Origin of the sequence: Ketobacter alkanivorans (genome assembly GCF_002863865.1) — a bacterium.
Taxonomy (GTDB): Bacteria; Pseudomonadota; Gammaproteobacteria; order Pseudomonadales; family Ketobacteraceae; genus Ketobacter; species Ketobacter alkanivorans.
In genome coordinates this window covers 4,779,677-4,800,476 of record NZ_CP022684.1, presented here as the reverse complement: position 1 = coordinate 4,800,476, position 20,800 = coordinate 4,779,677, and the positions used below count along the sequence as shown (strand labels likewise).

The following is a 20,800-nucleotide window of genomic DNA, read 5'->3' as shown; positions in this document are numbered from 1 at the left end:
GGATGCTACTTACAAATGATCACTGGCCACGCAGTTCGCGACGCAAAATCTTACCTACGTTTGTTTTTGGCAGATCATTACGGAAATCAACGAACTTAGGCACTTTATAACCTGTTAGGTTCTCCTTGCAGTGAGCAATAACCTGCTCCTTGGTGAGCCCATCATCAGAGCGCACCACAAACAGTTTTACCGCTTCGCCGCTCTTGTCATCCGGCACGCCTACTGCTGCGCACTCAACAATTGCCGGATGAGTACAGGCCACATCTTCGACCTCGTTAGGATAGACGTTGAAGCCTGAAACCAGGATCATGTCTTTTTTGCGATCCACGATACGCAGGAAACCGTCTTCCTGCAGTAAGGCCACGTCACCGGTCTTCAACCACTCACCATCTTTGGTCATGGTTTCTTTAGTGGCTTCATCGCGCTGCCAGTAGCCTTTCATAACCTGGGGGCCGCGCACGCACAACTCGCCGCTCTCACCAACAGGTACTTCGTTTTCGTCTTCATCAACGATTTTGATGTCCGTGCCCGGAACCGGTATTCCAATGGTACCCACCTGAATCGCATGGGGTGGGTTTACACACACTACGGGGGACGTTTCAGTCATACCGAAACCTTCCGCTATGCGGTTACCGGTCATGGCCTCCCATTTGTCAGCAGCGGCTTTCTGCAGAGCCATACCGCCGGCAATGGTGATCTTGAGGGAGCTGAAATCAATGGATTTGAAATCGGGGTTATTCATTAACGCCACAAACAGCGTATTCAAGCCGGTAAACACCGTAAACCGATGGCTGCTTAGCTCTTTAACGAAACCGGGAATGTCACGTGGATTAGTGATCAGAACGTTGCAGGCCCCGTGGGACATCATACCCAGGCAGTTAACGGTAAAGGAAAATATGTGGTAAAGAGGCAATGGAGTAATCGCCACCTCTTGCCCTGGGCGCAGCGTGCGCAGAATAAAATCCATCTGCAACATGTTGGACACCAGGTTTTTATGGGTAAGCATGGCACCTTTGGCCACACCAGTGGTGCCTCCGGTGTATTGCAACACGGCGATATCATCTGCCTTCGGCTCGGAACCTGACTTAAAGTTGGCAGCACCACCCTTGGCCATGGCCGACGTAAAAGACACCGCACCCTTGATTGTGAAATCAGGCACCATCTTTTTGATGTGTTTGATCACAAAGTTCATCAGCACACGTTTTAGAGTGGGCTGCATGTCTGCCACTTGAGTGATGATGACGTGTTTAATACCGGTTTTAGGCAGTACATCGGCAACGGAATCACCAAAGTTAGCCAATGCCACCAACGCTTTACAGCCTGCATCATTAAACTGATGCTCCATTTCGCGCGTGGTGTACAGTGGATTGGTATTCACTACCACCAGCCCGGCACGCATAGCGCCAAACACAACAATGGGGTATTGAATAAGATTGGGCATCTGTACTGCGATGCGATCGCCTTTTACCAATGTGGTGTGGTTCTGCAGGTAGGCCGCAAAATCCGCGCTGAGCTTGTCCAGCTCACCATAGGTAATGGTAACGCCCATATTGTGGAATGCAGGTCGATCAGCGTACTTTTTACAGGCATTGTCGAATACATCCAATACTGACTCATAATCGCCGTATTGCAGATCCTGAGTTACACCTTCTGGATATTTATCCAACCAGATCTTATCTACCATCTTATTATTCCCCGACTCTCACTGAGGGTTACTGACTAGGATTGACTTAATTGTGTCCTTACGAAGCGCGCAAAAGATTAGCAGTTTTGGCAAAAATGGGCCAGACAATAGCCTCTGTTGTGCCTGATTTTACGGAGAATTCAGGCCCCAATCGTAATCGTAGTCGATATCGCCAGCATGACTCCTCAGTCGCCCAGCCAATTCCGGCTTGGCGTATCGCAACAGGTGTTGAATCACACCCTGTTCACTGCCACCAAAATCATCCTGATACCAATCGTAGATGGTCGACAACTTGAGATCTGACCCAACAAAAGCCACTGCTCGAGGATGGTTAATGTAATTGATGGCCCCCTCATGCAACAGCGATTCGGTATTGGCGCGGGTGAATGCTTGAGGGGCAAGGTTAGGACAGCTGATGCTGGCACAGTTAACGGCGTAATGAATGCGATTATCCTGCCAGATAGGCCGCAGGATGCGATGCTCTATATCGTTGAGGCTCAAAGGCTGGCCATCCACCTCAGCCAGCTTTTCATCCCAGGGGCCAAACGAGAAAAATCCAAATTTGATTTTACGAATGCTGGCAACTGGATAGCGGCTCAGAATCAGATCTACCGTGAGCGCATTATACAGGTTGATCCAATAAGCCTGCTGCTCCGCTTTTTTGTACTGCAGGATGGGAAGACTCTGTAGCCGATTAATGTAACCCGTCAGCAAGGCACGATGTTCTGCCGTCACGTTGGCGTAATCGAACCGCGTTACCAGCGGATCTCCAGATACCTTTAAATACTGATCCAACAGCAGTTGCCAGTGCTGATGATCAATACTGGCCGTGTTCGATTCATCACTCTTGTTCCAATGGGGCCAGAGTTGCGCCGCCGGTGCCGCCCACGCTGAAGGAGCAATCATACTAACCATAAAGATCAGTGCCGCTAACTTTGCTAGGTTAGGCAAATTAATAAAGGTAAAGCGGATAGATAACGGCTTGTTCATTTGACAGTACACCTGAATGTTCCATAGTTATAAGCATATAACCCTTTTTACAGGGCAGACCAATGGCAACATCATACAATGAGCATTGCGATGTGTTTATCATTGGCGGCGGGATCAGTGGCGCTGCGATTGCTGCCGAGTGCGCTCAACGGGGCCTGTCAGTACAACTCTGCGATCAGGCTGACGTGGGCGGCGCCAGTTCTTCTCAGTCCGACCAGATCATGCCCGGCGCCCATCATTTTCTTAGACATCACAACTTACCCTATTTTAATAAGGTGATCAAAGAGAAAGCATTGCTCAAGCAGCGTGCTCCGCATTTGTACTCGGAGCGGTGCTTTGTGGTGGTACCTGGCACCGACAGCCCCCAATCCCCGATCAGTCGAATCTGGCTTTGGTTGTTCCAGCATTGGCTGCAAGGCAACCGCGATCACAACCTTGCAAAGCGTTCAGCCAGCGCCTACCAAATGGCACCGCTTGTTACGCAGTTCAATACCGCCAGTCGCGAACCCTGGGTAATGCAGGAATGCATGATCGATGATGCCAGACTGGTGATCGAAAATTTACTGGTAGCCCACCAACTAGGCGCCACCATACTGCCCCACCACCGTTTTATGGCAGCCCGCCGCAAGCAGGGAATGTGGCTCATCACCCTGCAACAAGCCGATGGCAGCGAAGTTCAACTGCGTAGCCGGAGTTTGATTAATGCCGCCGGAGTATGCGTACAGAAAGTACAGGACAATATCGACGGAATCGAAAGTCGTTGCTGGATAGAGCTGAAGCGGAAGTTCTTTATTGTGCTACCCAAGTTCTACCAGGGAGACCAAGCCTACCTGATCGAATCAGGCCAACGTCACATCAGCGTGACACCCTATTTGGATCACTACTGCCTGATCGCTACAACCATGGCTGCCGAACCTGAAAAGGTCGAGCATGCTTCAGAAGCCAACACGGTTACCGCTCTGATCGCAGAACTGAACCAATACTTCAGCATTCCCATCACAGAACAAGCTGTGATGCGCCAGTACGAAGTGCTACAACCGTTCTATTCAGATAACAGTCATGCCGCCACAGACAGCGTAGAAGATTATGCTCTGGATTATAACTGCAGCGATGGCCGCTCTGCCCTGATTTCGGTTTTCGGAGGCAGCTTTGCCACCCATCGAGCCATGGCTCAGGAAGCCGCTGAGATGCTGGGAAATCATCTTCCACTGAAGCCTCAGGTTTCTGGTCATGCCGTCAAGCCACTGCCTGGTGGCGATATGGACCCTGCGGCCTTCGACCAGTTCATCCTGAAGGTCGCCAGCCACTATCCATGGTTGCCCAGCCACTTGCTGCACCACTACTGCCGCACCTACGGCGCGCGCTGCATGGAATTGTTGCGTGATGCCACCGCGACATCCGAGCTGGGCGAAGAACTCTGCCCCGGACTGTATCAAAAAGAGGTAGAATTTCTTGCACAAAATGAATGGGTTAACTGCGCTGAAGATATTCTATGGCGCAGAACCCGGTTAGGGCTTCATGCCTCTGAACAAGATCGCAACCGGCTGGAAACATGGTTGCGCGCTTATTTGGACTCCCCATCCTGCAGACAAGAGTATACAATACCCAGCTTTACAGTCGCCCGAGGCCGCACGCACTGACCGCCAACGGCCCGCCAAAAATTTAGGGAAATCGCGATGCTCGCCGAAAAACACTTTCTTACCAGCATGGATGGACACAAAATCTTTGTCAGAAAGTGGAGCGACCCCGGACAGGCCTCGCCTAAAGGCATCATTCACATCAATCACGGCATGGCCGAACATTGTCGTCGTTACGAGCCCATCGCCGAACGACTGACCGCCGCCGGCTTTATCGTTTACGCACACGACCATCGCGGCCACGGCCACTCCATCCCACAAGGTGGTTTGGTGGGTCACTATGGCGATACCAACGGCTGGCATTTGGTGATATCCGATGTGCTGAAAGTGAACGAACACATCCGCAGCACCGAAGCCAATCTACCGCTGATTTTGTTCGGCCACAGCATGGGTTCATTTATAGTGCAGTACTATTGCATCAAGCATGGCAAAACCGTGGATGCAGTAGTGTTATCCGGCTCAGGCTATTCAACCCCCAGCGCGTTACGCGCACCAAAAATGTTGGTCAAACTGGAAAAGCTTCGTGGTGGCCCGAAAGGCCGTAGCCCGTTGATCGATCACCAGACATTCACCAACTTTAATAAGCAGTTTGGTGATTCCCGCACCGATGCCGACTGGTTGACCCGCGATCACGAGGAAGTCGACAAATACGTCGCAGACCCACTGTGCGGCTTCCTGTGCACCAATCAGCTATGGCAGGACATGCTGGTTGGATTAGACACATTAAGCAAAACTAAAAACTTAAGAAGCATCCCCGATGATTTACCGTTCTATCTCACATCCGGTGAGCGGGATCCACTCTCCTACCATGCAACCAAGCATGGCATTGACAAACTGGCCAACCATCTACGCTCAGCAGGCCAATCGGATGTATGCGTAAAACTCTATGAAGATGGTCGTCATGAAATATTCAATGAACTGAATCGCCATGAAGTAATCGACGATATGCTGGCCTGGATCGAGGCTCGCCTGCCCCAAAAGATTAAAACCCGCAGGGCCGCTACAGCCAGCGCCTAGTGGGTTTTGATTACCGGCTGATCGCTTTCTAAAAATCCGTTACATTTAATCGCTGTCTTCCCTCCATGCAGATCGATAAGATCACTGCAAATCCAATGGGGAGATCATTATGTCTAATCTGGAAAACATACCGTTTGATGAATTGGAAGTGGGCATGACCGCCACTTACACCAAAACCGTCTCGGAAGATGACATCAAATTGTTTGCGATCATGTCGGGGGATACCAACCCTCTCCACCTGGACGAAGAGTATGCCAAGAGCACGCCGTTTGGTGGCTGCATTGCCCACGGCGCCATGTGTGCAGTGATCATCAGCGCGGCGGTGGCAACGCAGTTTCCCGGCCCCGGCAGCATCTACGCAGGGCAGGAAATGCGGTTCAAAAAACCTGTCCGAGCGGGTGACACACTGACCGCTCACCTCACGCTGACAGAAAAGAAACGCCGCGGCAACATCGTATTGATCGACAACGTAATCAAGAACCAGAACGATGAAACGGTATTCCTAGGTGTATCCACGGTAGTGGCGCCAAGCGAAAAGGTCATTGCCAAACCAGCCAAGCTGCCAAAAGTAGAATTGATTGGGTAACACTAGCTAAGCAAATCGAGCGTGCGTTACTTGGCTAGATAACGCATGCTCTCTTCCAACCCTTTTAAGGTCAACGGGAACATTTTCTCTTCCACCAGCTTACGGGCCCAGGTGACAGAAGTCGTAAACTCCCAGGTATTCTCCGGCTCTGGGTTCAACCAGATCACTTTTTCAAAATGATCCGTAAGACGCCGCATCCAGGTTTCACCTGACTCTTCGTTCCAGTGCTCAACACTGCCCCCTACAGAGCTGATCTCATAGGGCGACATGGTAGCATCCCCAACAAAAATCACGCGGTAATCACTGCTGTACTTATGCAGGATATCCCAGGTATCTGTGCGCTCAGTCCAGCGTCGGTTGTTATCTTTCCATACTCCCTCATAAAGGAAGTTATGAAAATAATAGTACTCCATGTGCTTGAACTCACCGCGGCAGGCTGAGAACAGCTCTTCGCAGGTGCGCACGTAAGGGTCCATTGAGCCGCCCACATCAAAGAACAACAACACCTTCACGCCGTTACGACGTTCGGGCACCATTTTGATGTCAAGGAACCCGGCATTACGAGCGGTGGAGGTGATGGTGTCATCGATATCCAGCTGATCCGGCATACCCTCACGGGTGAACTTGCGCAAACGACGTAACGCCATCTTGATATTGCGCACACCCAGCTCGACGGAATCATCCAGATTGCGATACTGGCGTTTCTCCCATACTTTGACCGCTTTACCATTGCGACCCTGCCCCGCCATCCGGAAACCGGCAGGATTCTGACCGTACGCTCCGAAGGGCGAGGTGCCACCTGTTCCGATCATTTTGTTCCCACCCTGATGACGCTTTTTCTGCTCTTCAAGGCGCTTTTTGAATTCTTCCATGAGCTTTTCAAGATCACCCATTTGCTGAAGCCTTTCGAATTCTTCTTTGCTCAGGGTTTTTTCGATTTCCTTACGCAGCCACTCATCGGGGATCATGGATTCAAACAAATCATCCATAACTTCCAGCCCATCAAAGTACTTTTTGAAGGCGCGATCGAACTTGTCGAAGTGTTTTTCGTCTTTCACCAGCACAGTACGGGACAAGTAGTAAAACTGATCCATATCCGCGTAGACGGTTCTTTGCTTCAGAGCTGCCAGCAAATCGAGAAACTCTCGAATGCTGACCGGCACCTTGCCGTGGTGCAGCTCAAAGAAAAAATCGATCAGCATAATCAGCTCTCACGTCGGTTCATGAACGCCAAACGCTCCAGCAGATGCACATCCTGTTCGTTCTTCACCAAAGCGCCATACAATGGCGGAATGGCGCTCTTGCTATCACGATTGCGCAGCACATCTTCGGGGATCTCATCGGCCAGCAGCAACTTCAACCAATCGATTAGTTCTGAAGTCGAAGGTTTTTTCTTCAAACCGGGAACCTTGCGCACATCAAAGAACACTTCCATGGCCTCTTTAACCAAGGATTGTTTGATGCCGGGAAAGTGCACCTCCACGATACGCTGCATGGTGGCTTTATCGGGGAAATCGATGTAGTGGAAGAAACAACGACGCAGAAATGCATCAGGCAATTCTTTTTCGTTATTACTGGTGATGATGACGATGGGACGCTTAACCGCTTTGATGGTTTCCTGTGTTTCATACACATAGAATTCCATCTTATCCAGCTCCTGCAACAAATCGTTGGGGAACTCGATATCGGCCTTATCGATTTCGTCGATCAACAGTACAACTTGATCTTCGGATTCAAAGGCTTCCCACAGCTTGCCTTTCTTGATGTAGTTTTTGATGTCGTGAACACGATCATCCCCCAACTGCGAATCGCGCAAACGAGAGACCGCATCATACTCATACAGCCCTTGATGCGCTTTGGTGGTGGATTTGATGTGCCACTGAATCAGCCGAAGCCCAAGGCCTTCAGAAACCTCTTCTGCCAACATGGTTTTACCGGTACCTGGCTCACCCTTGATCAGCAACGGACGCTGCAGGTTGATGGCCGCGTTCACCGCCAACCTGAGTTCGCCGGTGGTAACGTATTTTTCTGTTCCTTCGAATTGCATAGTAGCTGCCTTGAACTGCGTTGAATTTCCGACATTATAAACCAAACTTGCTCCCATATCAGGGAGCAAGTTTGGCCAAAACATCTACTTTAAACACCGCATTCGGGCTTGAACATGGCGGGAGGTGCCACATAAATGGCAGAAACGATCAGCTTTACAGGCTACCATCTCCGATTTGTACGATCTCCTGCCCCTGCAGGATGGACAGCTCGGCCTGAACGGCCAACTGAGGTGGCTGAATGGCCGCATCTTCTGCCTTTTTGGCCATCAAAGCCTGTTGCTCCAGCTTTGTATTCATTGACGCTACGGAGGCCACAATATCGCTGCTGCAGGCGGTAACACGATTGCGGATTGCCGCCAGCTGCTGCCCGTCGCCAACGGAACGGTCTAAACCATTACCCAAAGCGTCGCCGTTGGATAGCTGCTTGTTCACTTGTGATAACACGTCCTCCAGTGCCTTGACGGCCTCCGTGCTCAAGCTGCTGGTGGCGCTCATGCCTCGACCCACGTCGCAGCTTGCCAGGGCTTTATTGTAAACGGTCAAAGCGCGGCTTGCTTTCTGCAACGCCAGCTGTTGATCTGACTGTGCCAAAGAGATCTTTTCTACCAACCGATCACATACCCGCATGCGAACCGCCAAAGATCCCACACGCAGTACCGTAGGGGTTACGGCCAGGGCCTGATCACGCAATGATTGAAACTGGTTAAACGATTCGCTGGCTTGCTCCAGATTGGAAGCATCCAGGGCTGCACGGGCCTGCTCACACTGGGCCAGGCTTTGCTCTACGATGGGCATCGCTTCGGCACGGGCGATGTTGTCATCGATTAAGGTGCAACGTTTGTGTTCACGCTGAGCAAAGCTGTTGTTGTCCAACAACCTGGTATCGATGGTTTTGGCACGCTCCAGATGGGAAAGATACTTCGAATATTGCGTGCGGGCCTGCTCGGTATCGGTACGGCTGAGTTTTGATGCCTGATTACAATATGCCACCCCCTCACGAAACACGTTATCTGCCGCTGTGGCTGCGTCAGAGGCGGCAAATGAGAGGCTGGCAGGTAGCAGGCCAATACAGGTGAGGGTCAACATCCAATATTTCATAACTCTTGTCCTGTTATCTGGAAAGCGGTGTACAAGAACGTTAAACACTAGGCTAGCAGTGATTGGGTTACCGCGACGTGACAAATGTTGATCAAGTGCACAGTGAATCAGGCACTGGTTTCCATTTCTGATAATCCACCAATTTGGTGTGACAGAGTGCACAGAGGCAGTGTGATTGAAAATGCCTTTAAGGCGTGTAGAATCGATTGCCACCCACGTTACACAATCAGGATTCCATCATGGCCAAGATATACGAAGACAACTCTCTAACCATCGGCAATACTCCGTTGGTTCGGCTGAAACATCTAACCCAACATAATGTTTTGGCCAAAGTGGAGAGCCGTAACCCGGCATTCTCGGTTAAGTGCCGGATCGGCGCGAATATGGTGTGGCAAGCCGAGAAAGACGGTTTATTGAAAGCCGGTATAGAACTGGTTGAGCCCACCAGCGGCAACACCGGCATTGCGCTGGCATTTGTCTGCGCGGCCAGAGGCTATAAGCTGACCCTGACCATGCCTGCCACCATGAGCCTGGAACGACGCAAAGTGCTAAAGGCTTTAGGGGCAAACCTGGTGCTGACAGAAGGCCCCAAGGGAATGAAAGGCGCGATCGATAAAGCCGCAGAAATAGTCGAACAGAGCGGTGGCAAAGCGATTATGTTGCAGCAGTTCGAGAACCCGGCCAACCCCGCCATTCATGAACAGACTACAGGCCCTGAGATCTGGAATGACACCGATGGCCAGGTAGACATTGTTGTGGCTGGTGTGGGTACAGGGGGCACCATAACGGGCATCAGCCGATACATCAAAAACACTCAGGGGAAAGCCATCCAGGCCATTGCGGTCGAACCCATTGATTCGCCTGTCATCAGCCAGACCATGGCGGGTAGCGAAGTGCAGCCAGCGCCCCATAAAATTCAGGGCATCGGCGCAGGCTTTGTACCCAAAAACCTGGATCTGAGCATCGTCGATTCGGTGGAGCAGGTTTCCAATGAGGATGCTATCGAGCACGCACAGATGCTGATGGAGAAAGAAGGTATTCTGGCGGGGATTTCATGTGGCGCTGCTTTATGTGCAGCCCTGCGCGTAGCTGAGCGACCAGAGAATAAAGGTAAAACAACTGTGGTAATACTGCCTGATTCCGGTGAGCGCTACTTGAGTTCTATATTGTTCCAAGGCGTATTCAGCGAAGCGGAAAACGTTCAGTAAGCGTTAAGTTTAGTCGAGCTAACAGCGCAGTTTTCTTGGCTCGCTGTTAGCTCATTCACTGATCCGCCAATTGTGAGCTGTCTCTTTTTTCAATCATCTTGGCCCAGCTCTCGTAATCGGTGTTTTCTGCTTCAAAGATTTGGAAACCCGCGAAATACCAGCCATCGTCACCACTGGGGGATATCCACTTCACCTCGGCAGTGAGAAAGAAGCGACCTTCTTGTCCGCTGATTTCTACCAATACATCGGTAATCAGGCCCTGCTCTACTGGTTCACTCATGTATATCTTGAGGCCTTGAGCTGACAGATCAACCGTCTCACAGGCGATTACCTTTTGAATGTAGTCACCTTGCTTACCATCCAGGGTCAACTCCAGATAGGCATCTTCCTTTCGTGTGTGACGCTGGTGGCTGCGTTGATCATCCATTAAGTGTGCCTCTGTGCGATTGTTCTTAATTTTTGTCTTTTTGAATACTGCGTACAACGCGTTCCAGGGTGCTATCGAAGCCTGCGCCAGTATCGAGTATGGTCACGGCACCATGAATCAGCAACCTTGCCAGTTCCTGGCGGGTGATGTCCAATATTTTTATGCCCAAGCGATTAACAAATACCATTTTGTCGGTGGCTCGTATCTTAACGGCAAGCTTACAGCGCTGTTCGCCTTCACTGGTCTCCTGGCTGATCCAGCCGCCCACTTGTATGGTGTCGACGGCAGATAATGCCGCTGACATTTCCTCATCACTGATGGCTCTGGGGGTCAGGAAGGATTCGTCGTCAGGCTCTGCGATTGCTTCAAGTCTATGGCTTGACTGATCGGTTCTGCGCTCGTTCTGACTGTCGGGCTGTATCGGTTCATCCAGCGACAGGCTGGAGTCTTTTAACAATTCATCGATTCTGGATGTGTTGGCGGCTTCGCTCTTGGAGGCGCTATCTGCTGAGGCCCGCTTCGAAGAGGCAAGCTCTATGGAGGATTGCAAGGCGCTTTGGGCTGCCTGCTGCTCTTGCCAGGCTTGATGCAGGCGCTCCAACTCTGCATCAAGCTCCCGATCCCAATACAGCTTGCGATGAACCAGCTGAAGCACACCCCCTTCCAGTGCCTGTGCCAGCTGTATGGCGCTTTTCTTGGCCACCGTTTTGCCGCTTTGACTCACCAACACCCATGGTTCATCCTGCTGGGCTTTCAAGACAATTTTGCACAGCTCGTAGCGGCCATCGGATGTTTTGAGGCGCAGCCAATCGTTTTCAGACAGCTGTTCAATTGCTTCCAGTGCCTTGGGGCTGACTCGGGTTACCTCGGCCTCAATCACCTGCGTACGTGGCAGTGGAATAGGTTTCACCTCCAGCAACGCTGGGCAGGCCCCGTTGATCATCGCACTCAACACCAGTTCCAGGGGTTCGACCGCTGCATCCAGTGCATCGGCATCATCCAGCACGCTGACCAGCAAGGTGCGTACATTGCGCAAAAACACTTGGTAGAAAGAGCGGTATTTACTGCGTTGTGTGTCATCCTGACAGCCCTTGCATAACTCAATCAGAGATTCCGCTGTACGCAACTGACGTTTCCAGTCTGCACCTTCCTGCCCTTCTCGCATGGACATGATTAACATGGAGCGCCGCCATTCACCGTGTAGAAAATCAATGACTTCTTCGGGCAGATGCTTGCCGCCTGCGATGCGATTCAGCTCTGCAACCACCCGCGGCTCTGCAACCTTTTCCCTGCGGCGAGTACTCTCTAACACCCGCAGCCGCTCTTCAATTTGTTCAACTTTTTCAGTTTGCCCTGCAAACCAGGCCTGGGCCTCAATGCACAGGCTATTAACATGGCCTACGTCGCCATTAAATTCGGCCAGGATTCGCTTGCCAAACTGGTTGAGCATTTCACGATGCACCAGGCGACTTTTTTCAGTATTACTGAGCAGAGTTAAATAGGCCTGATTCAAAAAGCGGCGCAGTAGATTCTGTTGTGCAAAAAAGAAGGAGTAATCCTTGATGGCATAACGCACCACCAAAGTACGCAACCGCGCAAACCAGGCGGCGGCTTCTTTATCATTGGCCAATTGCTGCGCCAACTTATCGAACAGCTCATCCACCAATAGAATTGCACCCCAATCGGGTGCGGCAATCGGCAAGGCGACTTCCAGATCGCTGCACTGCTCGCTCATAGCATGGGCAATCGAACAGGTTACATCCGCAAGGTTGAGGGTTTTATGTATCAACGCAAACTTGTCATTGAGAACCGCCAACGCGTGGCGGGAACGTTGTGGCGTCAGCCTTATTTTATCCGTTAGAGGTTCGTCTGCTTTGAGGCGTAACAACTCCACCACCAGTCGAGCGCCAATGCGTGGAGCAGCTTGAACCGCTGACATCAGGGCCTGACCCTTTGCGGCATCTGGCGACTGATGCGATCCGCCAGGCTATCCAACCGCTGGCGATGAGCTGACTGCCCGAAATAGTTCATGTAACGGGTAGCAAAAGACAGTATGGCTTTATGCAGATCACCCTGCTGCCTGGGCAATACATGAAAATGGACATGGGGTACATGCTGGTTTGCCGCTGGCCCATCGTTTAAAAACACATTATTGCCATCACAGGGTAAGCCGCTGGCCTTCTGGGCCTTAATCACCCAGTGACACACTTCTAACAGGTGGGCTCGCAACGCTGGTTCCAGTTCTTCAAGGTGAACCGCATGCTGCCTGGGAATCACCAGAACATGACCGGGGCGCATCGGGAACAGGTCCATAAAGGCAACGCAGTCCTCGTCTTCATATACGATGCTACCAGGCGCTTCGCCTTTCAGAATGGAGCAGAAAATACATTCAGACATAACAACTTAACTCGGAATATTATTCTTTGGAGGGATTATCCAGCATGAATTCATCGTTATCAAAGCCGGGATATTTGTCCTCAACTCCACCCTCGTCTTGTTCAGCCTCTTTTGGCAGATCTTTTTCGGTTTTTTTGTCTTTCTCGGCGCCAGGCTCATTCTCGACATCGGCCTCAACTCCTGCGTCGGGAAACACGGTCGGCTGCTCAAGCATCTCATCAATGGTCTGATTCAGTTGCTCTTCTGTTTGCTGTGAGCCTTCTTGCTCACTCAACATCATGTCCAGGTCATCAAGGCCATGATCTTCATCCAGATCTTCGTCGAAGTCGTCTTCCACCTCGATCATCTCATCGTCATCCAGCTCAAGGGGTGGCGCTTCGTTAACGTAGGTTTCTTCTGGTTGCTCCAGCACTGGGGCTGGCGTGGGCGCAATGACGGTAGAACCCGGCTCGTCCAATGGGGAATCCGCGGTACGTATCTCGGTGGCTTCATCCTCTCCAAAATCCATTTCTGTTCCGGAATCGAAATCAATGTCCAGATCCGGGGGCGGAACCGCCGCAGCGGCTGCCGGTGCTTTTTGCTCCGCCTTTTTCTGTTGCATCTGGGTGATTTCTTCCACCACCCGCGACTGCTCTTCGTCGGTATGCCGTACAAACTTGATGTAAAGGTAAACACCCCCGCCGATCACCAGTATGTTGCCGATAATGAACACACCGGCCAGCAGCAGCCAGTTTGTGCCTTCTTCTGAAGCTTCCTCTTCCACCACCAGGGGTAACTCACCTTCTGCCAGCAGGGGCTCTGGTTCGGGTTCCGGCTCCACTTCGGGAAGCGGGGGAATATCGTCCGGTGGCAGCTCTTCCACCTCCAGGCTGGGGATCTCCATCGCGCTGGGGTCGAAGGTTTCCACTGGCAACGGCGGCTGGTTGTCCGCCAGGGGATCACGGTTATCAGCCACCATGCCCAGCGGGGTGTAATCCACTGGGTAGGGCCCCTGCACCAGTTCATAATCTTTGCCGTTGGCGGATTTACCGGCCACTTTGATCAGCACTTCATATTCACCCAAAGCACCGAAGGCAGGCACATCAATGCGATAGCGGCCATCCTCTTCTGCTACTCCATTCTGAATGCTTCTCTCACCGTTGGAATCGCTGATCTGGGCAACAATTTCTATGGCCTCTGGATTGATCAGCCCCTCTATCGGTTCGGCCATCAAATAGCGGAAGACTTGCCCATCTTGATCACGGTATTGGGTCTCTACTTTCAATACCTCATGATGCACGGTCATTTTGACGGTTTTTTTACGCTTGAAGGTCTTGCCATCCACTAGCACGCTGAAGCTGTGCTCGCCCTCGGTTATGGTGCGGCCCAGCCGGGCACTATAGATACCGTCAGTGGGCACGACTTTCTCACCGCCCGCGCCCTCGGACAATTTGCCCTCAAAGGTTTCACCTGAACTGGTTTCCTGGCGGAAGGTGATGTCCATTAACTCAAGGAAATTGGGGTTGGTGATGGCTCGTCCATGCTCATCCATGGACATGGTCATGGTAAGGCGCTCACCTTCCAACACGTTTTCCGGTAAGCCGCCCATGGTGAGCTTCAGATCCGATACGACGGTGACGCGGTTACTGGGATCCAGATCCGCCACGACCTTCCAAGTGCCGGGAGCCGGGTTGTAGACGGTAATAAGATCGTACTGTTTGTCAGCAAACCAGCTGACATTGCGGCTGCCTTTGGACAGGCTGTAGGCAACGCCGTCGGGGCTGATGAGCTGAGTTTCCTTGATGGAGGATTTACGAAAAATCAGGGCTGTGAACTCGTTGACGGACTCATCAATGGTGAAGCTGTCGCCCTCCAGCGGTACTTGTTCGGGCAGGTTCACTTTATCGGAGGCTTCCACGAACACGCCTAATAATTCATCGGCATTGCGAGCCAAGGAGAAGCTGCCACCTGTTTGCAGGGCTATGGATTTGAGGAACGCCTGATCGGCCCCGGTGGACAGCGCCACTGAGTGTATACGGAAACCGGCTTTTTTGAGCTGGGGGATGACCTCTTGCAGGATACGTTGTTTTTCGGCCTCGTTCTGCTGCGGATCTTTGGAGATGTCCACCATGCCGTCGGACAGCAAGACGATGGTGCGCTCCCAGTCGGGATCTGGTTGCGTCTGCCCCATCGCCGCCCGCTCCAGCGCTAAACCGACGTTGGTAAACAGGCCGGCTGAATTGATTGCTTCCAGTTTGGCGGCGGCTGGTTGCTTCCACTCAGGAGAAACGGTGTCCACGGGCACCAGGTTGTTCACATACTGGCCGAACGACCAAACCCCAAAACGACTCTTATCTTTTGCCAGGTTTAACAATAGCTTAGCAGCAGGGACCCGCAGGTTTTGTGGATCGGTTTTTTTCATGCTGCCGGATATATCCACCAGCACCCGCATATCGGGCTGGGCGTCAGCCGCATAGACGCCCTGGGCTGCAAAACAGGCTGCCCACAGCAATACAATCAATACTAGCCCTGAAGCGGGTGGTACTTTCACGCAGACTCCGTCAAAAACATCACGCCAATATGATTTAGTTATAGCATCTGTGGCGGTATTTTCCTGACAATAGGGTGAAAATAGTGAAGCAAGCTATTGAATTAGAATGCGCGCTTTTTATTCTGCCAGTGGCGAAATACGCCATCGGCAACCAGAACCAGCAGGCCCAGTATCAACGCATATAGGATGAATGGTAAGGCTCGCATAGGGTCGCTGCCTTCTACCAGCGTCATATCGAACAACAGAACAAACAAGGCTGGCGCCCAATCCGTGCTGCCTTGCGCCACAGGGGCAGGAATCAGTAAGGGTGCAGCCACCACAACCCGCAGCAATTGCTGTAGGGGTTTCCAGGGTATGCCCCGCGTGATTCGCCACCAAACGGCGATCAGGCCTAAGGCTGACAGCAGGTAGGCAACCCAAGCCAGGGTGTATTCGGTGTGATCTAGCATGATGATCCTGTCCTGATCGATGTGATGTGTTTCTGCGTATGGTTGTGCATGTGCCCCGGCATCCGGCTCCAATAAACAGCTCAGTGTTTAACCCAGTGAATAATGTGGTCTTCCCAGTCATGATCCGGGATACCTTGATCCGGGATCGCCCGACCCCGCACCGAGATACCGGCCTTGTGAACCGATTCTCGATCACCACTGATCAGCGGGTGCCAATCCTGCAGCCCCCTGCCCTCTGCCAGCGCACGATACGCGCAGGTGAAAGGCATCCAGTGAAAATGCTGCTTATCCTCGATGCTGACCTTAACGCAATCATCCACTAAGTTAAAACGATTAGGGTAATTGCGACACAGCCCACTTTCAATATCCAGTAATCGGCACGCCAGGCGGGTGTAATACACTTCGCCACTGTCTTCATCTTCCAGCTTCTGCAAGCAACACAGGGCACAACCATCACAGAGGGATTCCCACTCTTCCTGGTTCATCTGCTCCAGTGATTTGTGCTCCCAGAAGCGCTTGTTCATCTCAGAACTGGGTCTCGTGGGGCGGCATCTGCAAATAGTAGCCGTTGTTTTGGATGCCCGACATGACTTGTTTTACATCAACCCGCGCCAAGGTGCGATCTGCGGTGAGCAGTAGATCCATGACGTGGCCGGGGGTACCAAATGTCTGCATCAGGGTTTCAGGAACGTTTTCGAACGGCTCCTGCTTGGGCACGTATATGTACATACCGTCTTTTTTGGGGCTGCGATACACCGAGCACATGATTTTTTGGTCAGTCATGATCCTCATCGTCCTTATTGTTCTTTGATGTTAGTTCCAGGGCATCTAACCTGGGTTGCAATGCGGCTTCACGCCAGCCACCCCGAAACGGGCTGTCCTGGGATAATGTATTACTGAAGCGGGCTTTAAGGTAGGCCACCAATTGTGCCTTGCTGGCCAGCAGGTCGGCGGGCACCCCCAACTGCTCTGCGGTTGCCGCCGTCACTTCGCGCAGGGCCTTGTAATCACCCTGCTGACTTTTCGTGAGCGGCCGGGCGATCAGTTGCTCGGGAATCGGCTGCTGTAACCCAATCCGCAGCTGCTCGAGCAACTGATCGCCGTATTTACGGATCTGGCTGCTCTGAAAACCTGCCTCTGCCAGCTGGCTTCGAGACTTGGGCTGCTTTTCCACCAGGCCGTAGAGCATGGCATCTTTGGCGATAAAGGTTTTGGGAGTGTTATTACTGCGAGCGGTTTGTTCACGCCATTGCGCCAGGTGCTTCAGCGCCGCCTGCTGCTGGGGCTTCAGCTTCCAGCCGGAACCAAACCCCAGGTACAGCTCATCATCCGGGGTTTTGGCACCGTATTTCTGAATCAGATTGTGTGTCTCTTCCGCCAGCCAATCCATGCGATCGACCTGCTGGAGCTTGTCTCGCAGAATATCCGCCACCTGATGCAGGTAACGAACGTCCGCCGCAGCGTAGTGCAGCTGCTTGTCCGTCAGCGGACGCTGCAACCAGTCCGAACGGGTCTCTTCTTTGGAAAGCTCCACTTGCAGGGTTTCCTGCAGCAGCCGCTGTAGCCCCATCTGACGATCATACCCCACCAGCCCGGCTGCGATTTGGGTATCAAACAGATTGGCAGGTAGCGCATCCCACAACCCCAGGAACACGTCCAGATCTTCTCCGGCACTGTGCATCAGCAGGGTTGTGTTGTCGTTGAACAGCAGGTCGCCCAGAGGCTTGAGCTGTTGGGGTGTGAACACAGTAGGGTCCACCAGATACACCTGCTCGCGGCTGGCGATCTGAATCAGGCCCGGGCGGGAATAATAGGTATTGGTGCGGACAAACTCCGTATCCACCGCCAATTCGGAGCAATTCTGTAGCTGCTCAATAAGGGACTGCAACTGACTGGACTGGTCAATCCACTGAAAACTCACGTAATGGACTCTCTGCGCTGGCTCGGCCTATAGAAGCGGGGCATTATAGAGAGGCTGGCCGAAATTGACTACCAATGACTGATAAGAGCCCCTCTCTATATGCCCAACTGCTTGGCAATGACCTCGTTCATGATCTCGTAGGTGCCACCGCCGATGGCCAGAATTCGGTTGTCCCGATACAGGCGCTCCACCAGGGTTTCCTGCATGTAGCCCATGCCACCAAAGATCTGCACAGCATCGTAGGTGACTTTGTCACTGACGCTGGTGGCGAAGTTTTTGGCCATGGAGACTTCTTTCACCACGCTCTCCCCTGCTGCAATGCGGGCGGCGATGCGATAGGTGAACTCGGTGGAGGCCTCGGTCTGGGTGGCCATGTCCGCCAGTTTGTGGCGCAGTGTCTGGAATTTGGACAGGGTGCGGCCAAACGCCTCCCGCTCTTTCACGTACTGTAGACAGGCATCCAGCGCCAGGCGGGAGGTACAGTTGGCCATCACTGCCAAATTAAGCCTCTCCATTTGAAAATTCGTCATGATTACGTAGAAACCGGCGTTCTCCTGCCCGATCAGATTGGCCACCGGCACCCGGCAGTCTTCAAAATACAACTCTGCGGTATCACTGGCCCACCAACCCATCTTTTTCAGCTTTTTGCCCACGCCAAAGCCCGCAGTGCCCTTTTCCACCAACAACAAGCTGATGCCACCGTAGCCTGCATCGCCGGTACGCACGGCAACCGTGTAGTAATCTGCATTTACGCCACTGGTGATGAAGGTTTTGGCTCCATTAATCACATAGTGATCGCCATCCCGCACCGCTCGGGTACGCAGGCTGGCGACATCAGAGCCACCCCCTGGCTCGGTAATGGCCAGACATTGGATCTTCTTACCGGCGATCACGTCAGGGCAGATGCGCTGTTTGAGTTCATCACTGCCCCAGTTCACCACCGGCGGTAAACCAATATCAATGGAGCCCAGGCTGGCTGCCACACCACCGGAACCCGCCGCCATAATTTCTTCGCTGGCAGCGATTTTGGTGAACATATCGAAACCGGAACCACCTAGCTCTTCTGGATAACCGATCCCCAAAATGCCCGCCGCGCCCGCCTTTTCATACAGCGAACGAGGCAGTTCGCCGGCCGCCTCCCAGTCATTCACATAGGGTGTGATTTCCTGAGCCACAAACTTGCGAACGGTATCGCGAACGATGTTTTGGGTTTCACCGAAGTAGCGTTGGTAGTCGGTCATATGGATCTCTGGGTAGTCATATTATGGAAACGACTATACCAAGCGCTTGCTTGGTTTGTAAACCAAAGAGAAGGCTATGGTGAGAGAACTATTGCATGCGCTCTTTTAGCCACTGATCAGGTGTGTACCGGTAGCGTGCAAATGCAGTCCAGTACAAATCAGCTTCATCCAGACCATGGAGCCCGGTGGTGTGCACCCAAACCCCGTCAACGTTGGGTACATTGATATAACCAAGCACTGTATTGGATTCTGATACAGTCGGCCCGCCCCAGGCTTGGACCAGTCCATACGATTCAGCGCTCGGCGCGATGGTGTCCCCGGCACTGCCAAAAATCATAAACGGCGCACTGGGGCGCGACATGGTGATTTCGTGGGGTGCCTCGGCGATGTACTCAGCACTGTTAACACCCAGCAATTCCCCAGCCAAGCCACCGCGAAGCGAGTTTCGAATAAACCATTTTTTAAACTTAGTGGTTTGACGCAAAGCAACGGTATCAAACGTGCCGGTATCCAATCCGCCCAACAAATCCAGAACCTGAGCAGTCGTCCGGCATTCGTCGCGCGCCACGCCAACCCACTCTTTCACATGTTCTACATGCTGATCATCGGTGATGAATTCGTCTAATTCCGCCTCAGTAAATTGGGTTTCCGTATCCGTAGCGTAAAGCAGTGAATTGTAGATCATCGCAGTAAAGCCGGAATCGTGGCCACCCGCTTCGTACGCATCCAGGGCATCGCCAATGGACACCTCTAAATTTACCGGCACACCACCGGCGCGAACAGCATTAAATTGAATCTCTGGTGCGTAGCTGGGTGCCAACTCTGTGGCCCAAGCTGTGACGTGCCCCCCTTGAGAATAGCCCTGCATAGCCAGAGGAACCGGGGCAGTCGGTGAGGTTTGCTGAAACAGCAGGCCGTTGGACATACTGCGTGCCGCCAGAATGGCGTCGAGTACAGCATGGGCGTTGGATTTACCCTCTAAATAAGGATGGGGGCTCTGACCACGAATACCATGACCGAAATAGTCCGGCACCAGCACATTATAACCGTCGCGCAGAAAGCGATTAACCTTGTTGCTGACCAGGGCAGTTGACTCGTTACTCAGGGTTTGTACAGTAGCGCCGCAATGTGCATCAATGCCGATTGTGGCGGTATTAAATACCACTACAGGAAAATCACCGTCGTTGTTCCAGTCATTGGCATTGGTTGTGAAAAGCACAGCGGAGCCTAGCACTTTATTGTGTTCAGCGTCCTTAGTGACAAACCGAAGTGCAAAGGCCTCATCGGCAAACGACAGACTGGTAGCCTCTTGAACCGTAGCGGCGGTGAGCGTTTGACACCCGGTCAGGGCACCATGCTGGTTTGTTGCAATTTCACCGGCCTGCGCTGGATCGTAAAGCGACCAGTGTTTAGCGTCGATCAAGTCACCGGATGATGTTCTCGGTGCAATAAATTCCGGGCAGTTATTGGCGAAAGCGTTAATCGCTGTGCCGGCGCAGCTAAGCACCAGCATCGAGCAAGCGAGTGCATGAGTTGGCCATTTCATAGCGTTATCCTGATGGGTTTG

General features: G+C 52.4%; 19 protein-coding genes. 4 read left to right on the top strand and 15 right to left on the bottom strand.

Annotation, left to right across the window (positions count from 1 at the left end; translation table 11 throughout):
• Positions 1-19: 19 nt before the first annotated feature.
• Complete coding sequence (locus Kalk_RS20595; RefSeq protein ID WP_101896050.1) at positions 20-1,684, bottom strand: AMP-binding protein; 1,665 nt, start codon at positions 1,682-1,684, stop codon at positions 20-22.
• Positions 1,685-1,813: 129 nt separating this feature from the next.
• Positions 1,814-2,674, bottom strand: coding sequence for a DUF547 domain-containing protein (locus Kalk_RS20590; RefSeq protein WP_101896049.1), 861 nt, complete (start codon positions 2,672-2,674; stop codon positions 1,814-1,816).
• Between the two features lie 62 nt (positions 2,675-2,736).
• On the opposite strand from Kalk_RS20590, the gene glpD reads away from it, so the two are divergent.
• The 3 genes from glpD to Kalk_RS20575 all read left to right on the top strand — a co-directional run bounded on the left by glpD (position 2,737) and on the right by Kalk_RS20575 (position 5,914).
• Positions 2,737-4,314, top strand: coding sequence for a glycerol-3-phosphate dehydrogenase (gene glpD, locus Kalk_RS20585; RefSeq protein ID WP_101896048.1), 1,578 nt, complete (start codon positions 2,737-2,739; stop codon positions 4,312-4,314).
• 36 nt (positions 4,315-4,350) lie between these two features.
• On the top strand, positions 4,351-5,328 hold the full coding sequence (locus Kalk_RS20580; RefSeq protein ID WP_101896047.1) for an alpha/beta hydrolase: 978 nt from the start codon (positions 4,351-4,353) through the stop codon (positions 5,326-5,328).
• A gap of 109 nt (positions 5,329-5,437) precedes the next feature.
• Entirely contained in the window at positions 5,438-5,914 is a 477-nt protein-coding gene (locus Kalk_RS20575) for a MaoC family dehydratase (protein ID WP_101896046.1), read from the top strand.
• 26 nt (positions 5,915-5,940) lie between these two features.
• On the opposite strand, the gene Kalk_RS20570 is transcribed toward Kalk_RS20575, so the two are convergent.
• The 3 genes from Kalk_RS20570 to Kalk_RS20560 all read right to left on the bottom strand — a co-directional run bounded on the left by Kalk_RS20570 (position 5,941) and on the right by Kalk_RS20560 (position 9,060).
• Positions 5,941-7,116 carry a vWA domain-containing protein gene (locus Kalk_RS20570; RefSeq protein WP_101896045.1) on the bottom strand — a complete coding sequence of 392 codons (1,176 nt, stop codon included), beginning with the start codon at positions 7,114-7,116 and terminating at the stop codon, positions 5,941-5,943.
• A gap of 2 nt (positions 7,117-7,118) precedes the next feature.
• Positions 7,119-7,961: an AAA family ATPase gene (locus Kalk_RS20565; protein ID WP_101896044.1), complete on the bottom strand. Its 843-nt coding sequence runs from the start codon at positions 7,959-7,961 to the stop codon at positions 7,119-7,121.
• A gap of 154 nt (positions 7,962-8,115) precedes the next feature.
• Positions 8,116-9,060 (bottom strand): hypothetical protein, encoded by a 945-nt coding sequence (locus Kalk_RS20560; RefSeq protein WP_101896043.1) that lies wholly within the window; start codon positions 9,058-9,060, stop codon positions 8,116-8,118.
• Positions 9,061-9,299: 239 nt separating this feature from the next.
• Between Kalk_RS20560 and cysK the strand changes: the two genes are divergently transcribed.
• On the top strand, positions 9,300-10,268 hold the full coding sequence (gene cysK, locus Kalk_RS20555; RefSeq protein ID WP_101896042.1) for a cysteine synthase A: 969 nt from the start codon (positions 9,300-9,302) through the stop codon (positions 10,266-10,268).
• A 55-nt stretch (positions 10,269-10,323) separates the two neighbouring features.
• On the opposite strand, the gene Kalk_RS20550 is transcribed toward cysK, so the two are convergent.
• From Kalk_RS20550 to Kalk_RS20505, 10 genes are all read right to left on the bottom strand, one after another.
• On the bottom strand, positions 10,324-10,695 hold the full coding sequence (locus tag Kalk_RS20550; protein ID WP_101896041.1) for a PilZ domain-containing protein: 372 nt from the start codon (positions 10,693-10,695) through the stop codon (positions 10,324-10,326).
• Between the two features lie 25 nt (positions 10,696-10,720).
• Positions 10,721-12,634 (bottom strand): DUF1631 family protein, encoded by a 1,914-nt coding sequence (locus tag Kalk_RS20545; RefSeq protein WP_101896040.1) that lies wholly within the window; start codon positions 12,632-12,634, stop codon positions 10,721-10,723.
• Positions 12,634-13,092, bottom strand: coding sequence for an HIT family protein (locus Kalk_RS20540; RefSeq protein ID WP_101896039.1), 459 nt, complete (start codon positions 13,090-13,092; stop codon positions 12,634-12,636). The genes Kalk_RS20545 and Kalk_RS20540 overlap by 1 nt, the downstream gene beginning before the upstream one ends.
• Positions 13,093-13,111: 19 nt before the next feature.
• On the bottom strand, positions 13,112-15,622 hold the full coding sequence (locus tag Kalk_RS20535) for a vWA domain-containing protein (RefSeq protein ID WP_101896038.1): 2,511 nt from the start codon (positions 15,620-15,622) through the stop codon (positions 13,112-13,114).
• 101 nt (positions 15,623-15,723) lie between these two features.
• Positions 15,724-16,071 carry a hypothetical protein gene (locus tag Kalk_RS20530; RefSeq protein WP_158643617.1) on the bottom strand — a complete coding sequence of 116 codons (348 nt, stop codon included), beginning with the start codon at positions 16,069-16,071 and terminating at the stop codon, positions 15,724-15,726.
• Positions 16,072-16,151: 80 nt separating this feature from the next.
• The gene (locus Kalk_RS20525; RefSeq protein WP_101896036.1) at positions 16,152-16,595 is read right to left on the bottom strand and encodes a YcgN family cysteine cluster protein; all 444 of its coding nucleotides are present in this window, start codon (positions 16,593-16,595) and stop codon (positions 16,152-16,154) included.
• Between the two features lies 1 nt (position 16,596).
• Positions 16,597-16,854 carry a YcgL domain-containing protein gene (locus Kalk_RS20520; protein WP_101896035.1) on the bottom strand — a complete coding sequence of 86 codons (258 nt, stop codon included), beginning with the start codon at positions 16,852-16,854 and terminating at the stop codon, positions 16,597-16,599.
• Complete coding sequence (gene rnd / locus Kalk_RS20515; RefSeq protein WP_101896034.1) at positions 16,847-17,992, bottom strand: ribonuclease D; 1,146 nt, start codon at positions 17,990-17,992, stop codon at positions 16,847-16,849. Before rnd ends, Kalk_RS20520 begins: the two co-directional genes overlap by 8 nt.
• Positions 17,993-18,087: 95 nt before the next feature.
• Entirely contained in the window at positions 18,088-19,233 is a 1,146-nt protein-coding gene (locus Kalk_RS20510) for an acyl-CoA dehydrogenase family protein (protein ID WP_101896033.1), read from the bottom strand.
• 88 nt (positions 19,234-19,321) lie between these two features.
• Complete coding sequence (locus tag Kalk_RS20505; RefSeq protein ID WP_101896032.1) at positions 19,322-20,779, bottom strand: lipase family protein; 1,458 nt, start codon at positions 20,777-20,779, stop codon at positions 19,322-19,324.
• Positions 20,780-20,800: the final 21 nt, after the last annotated feature.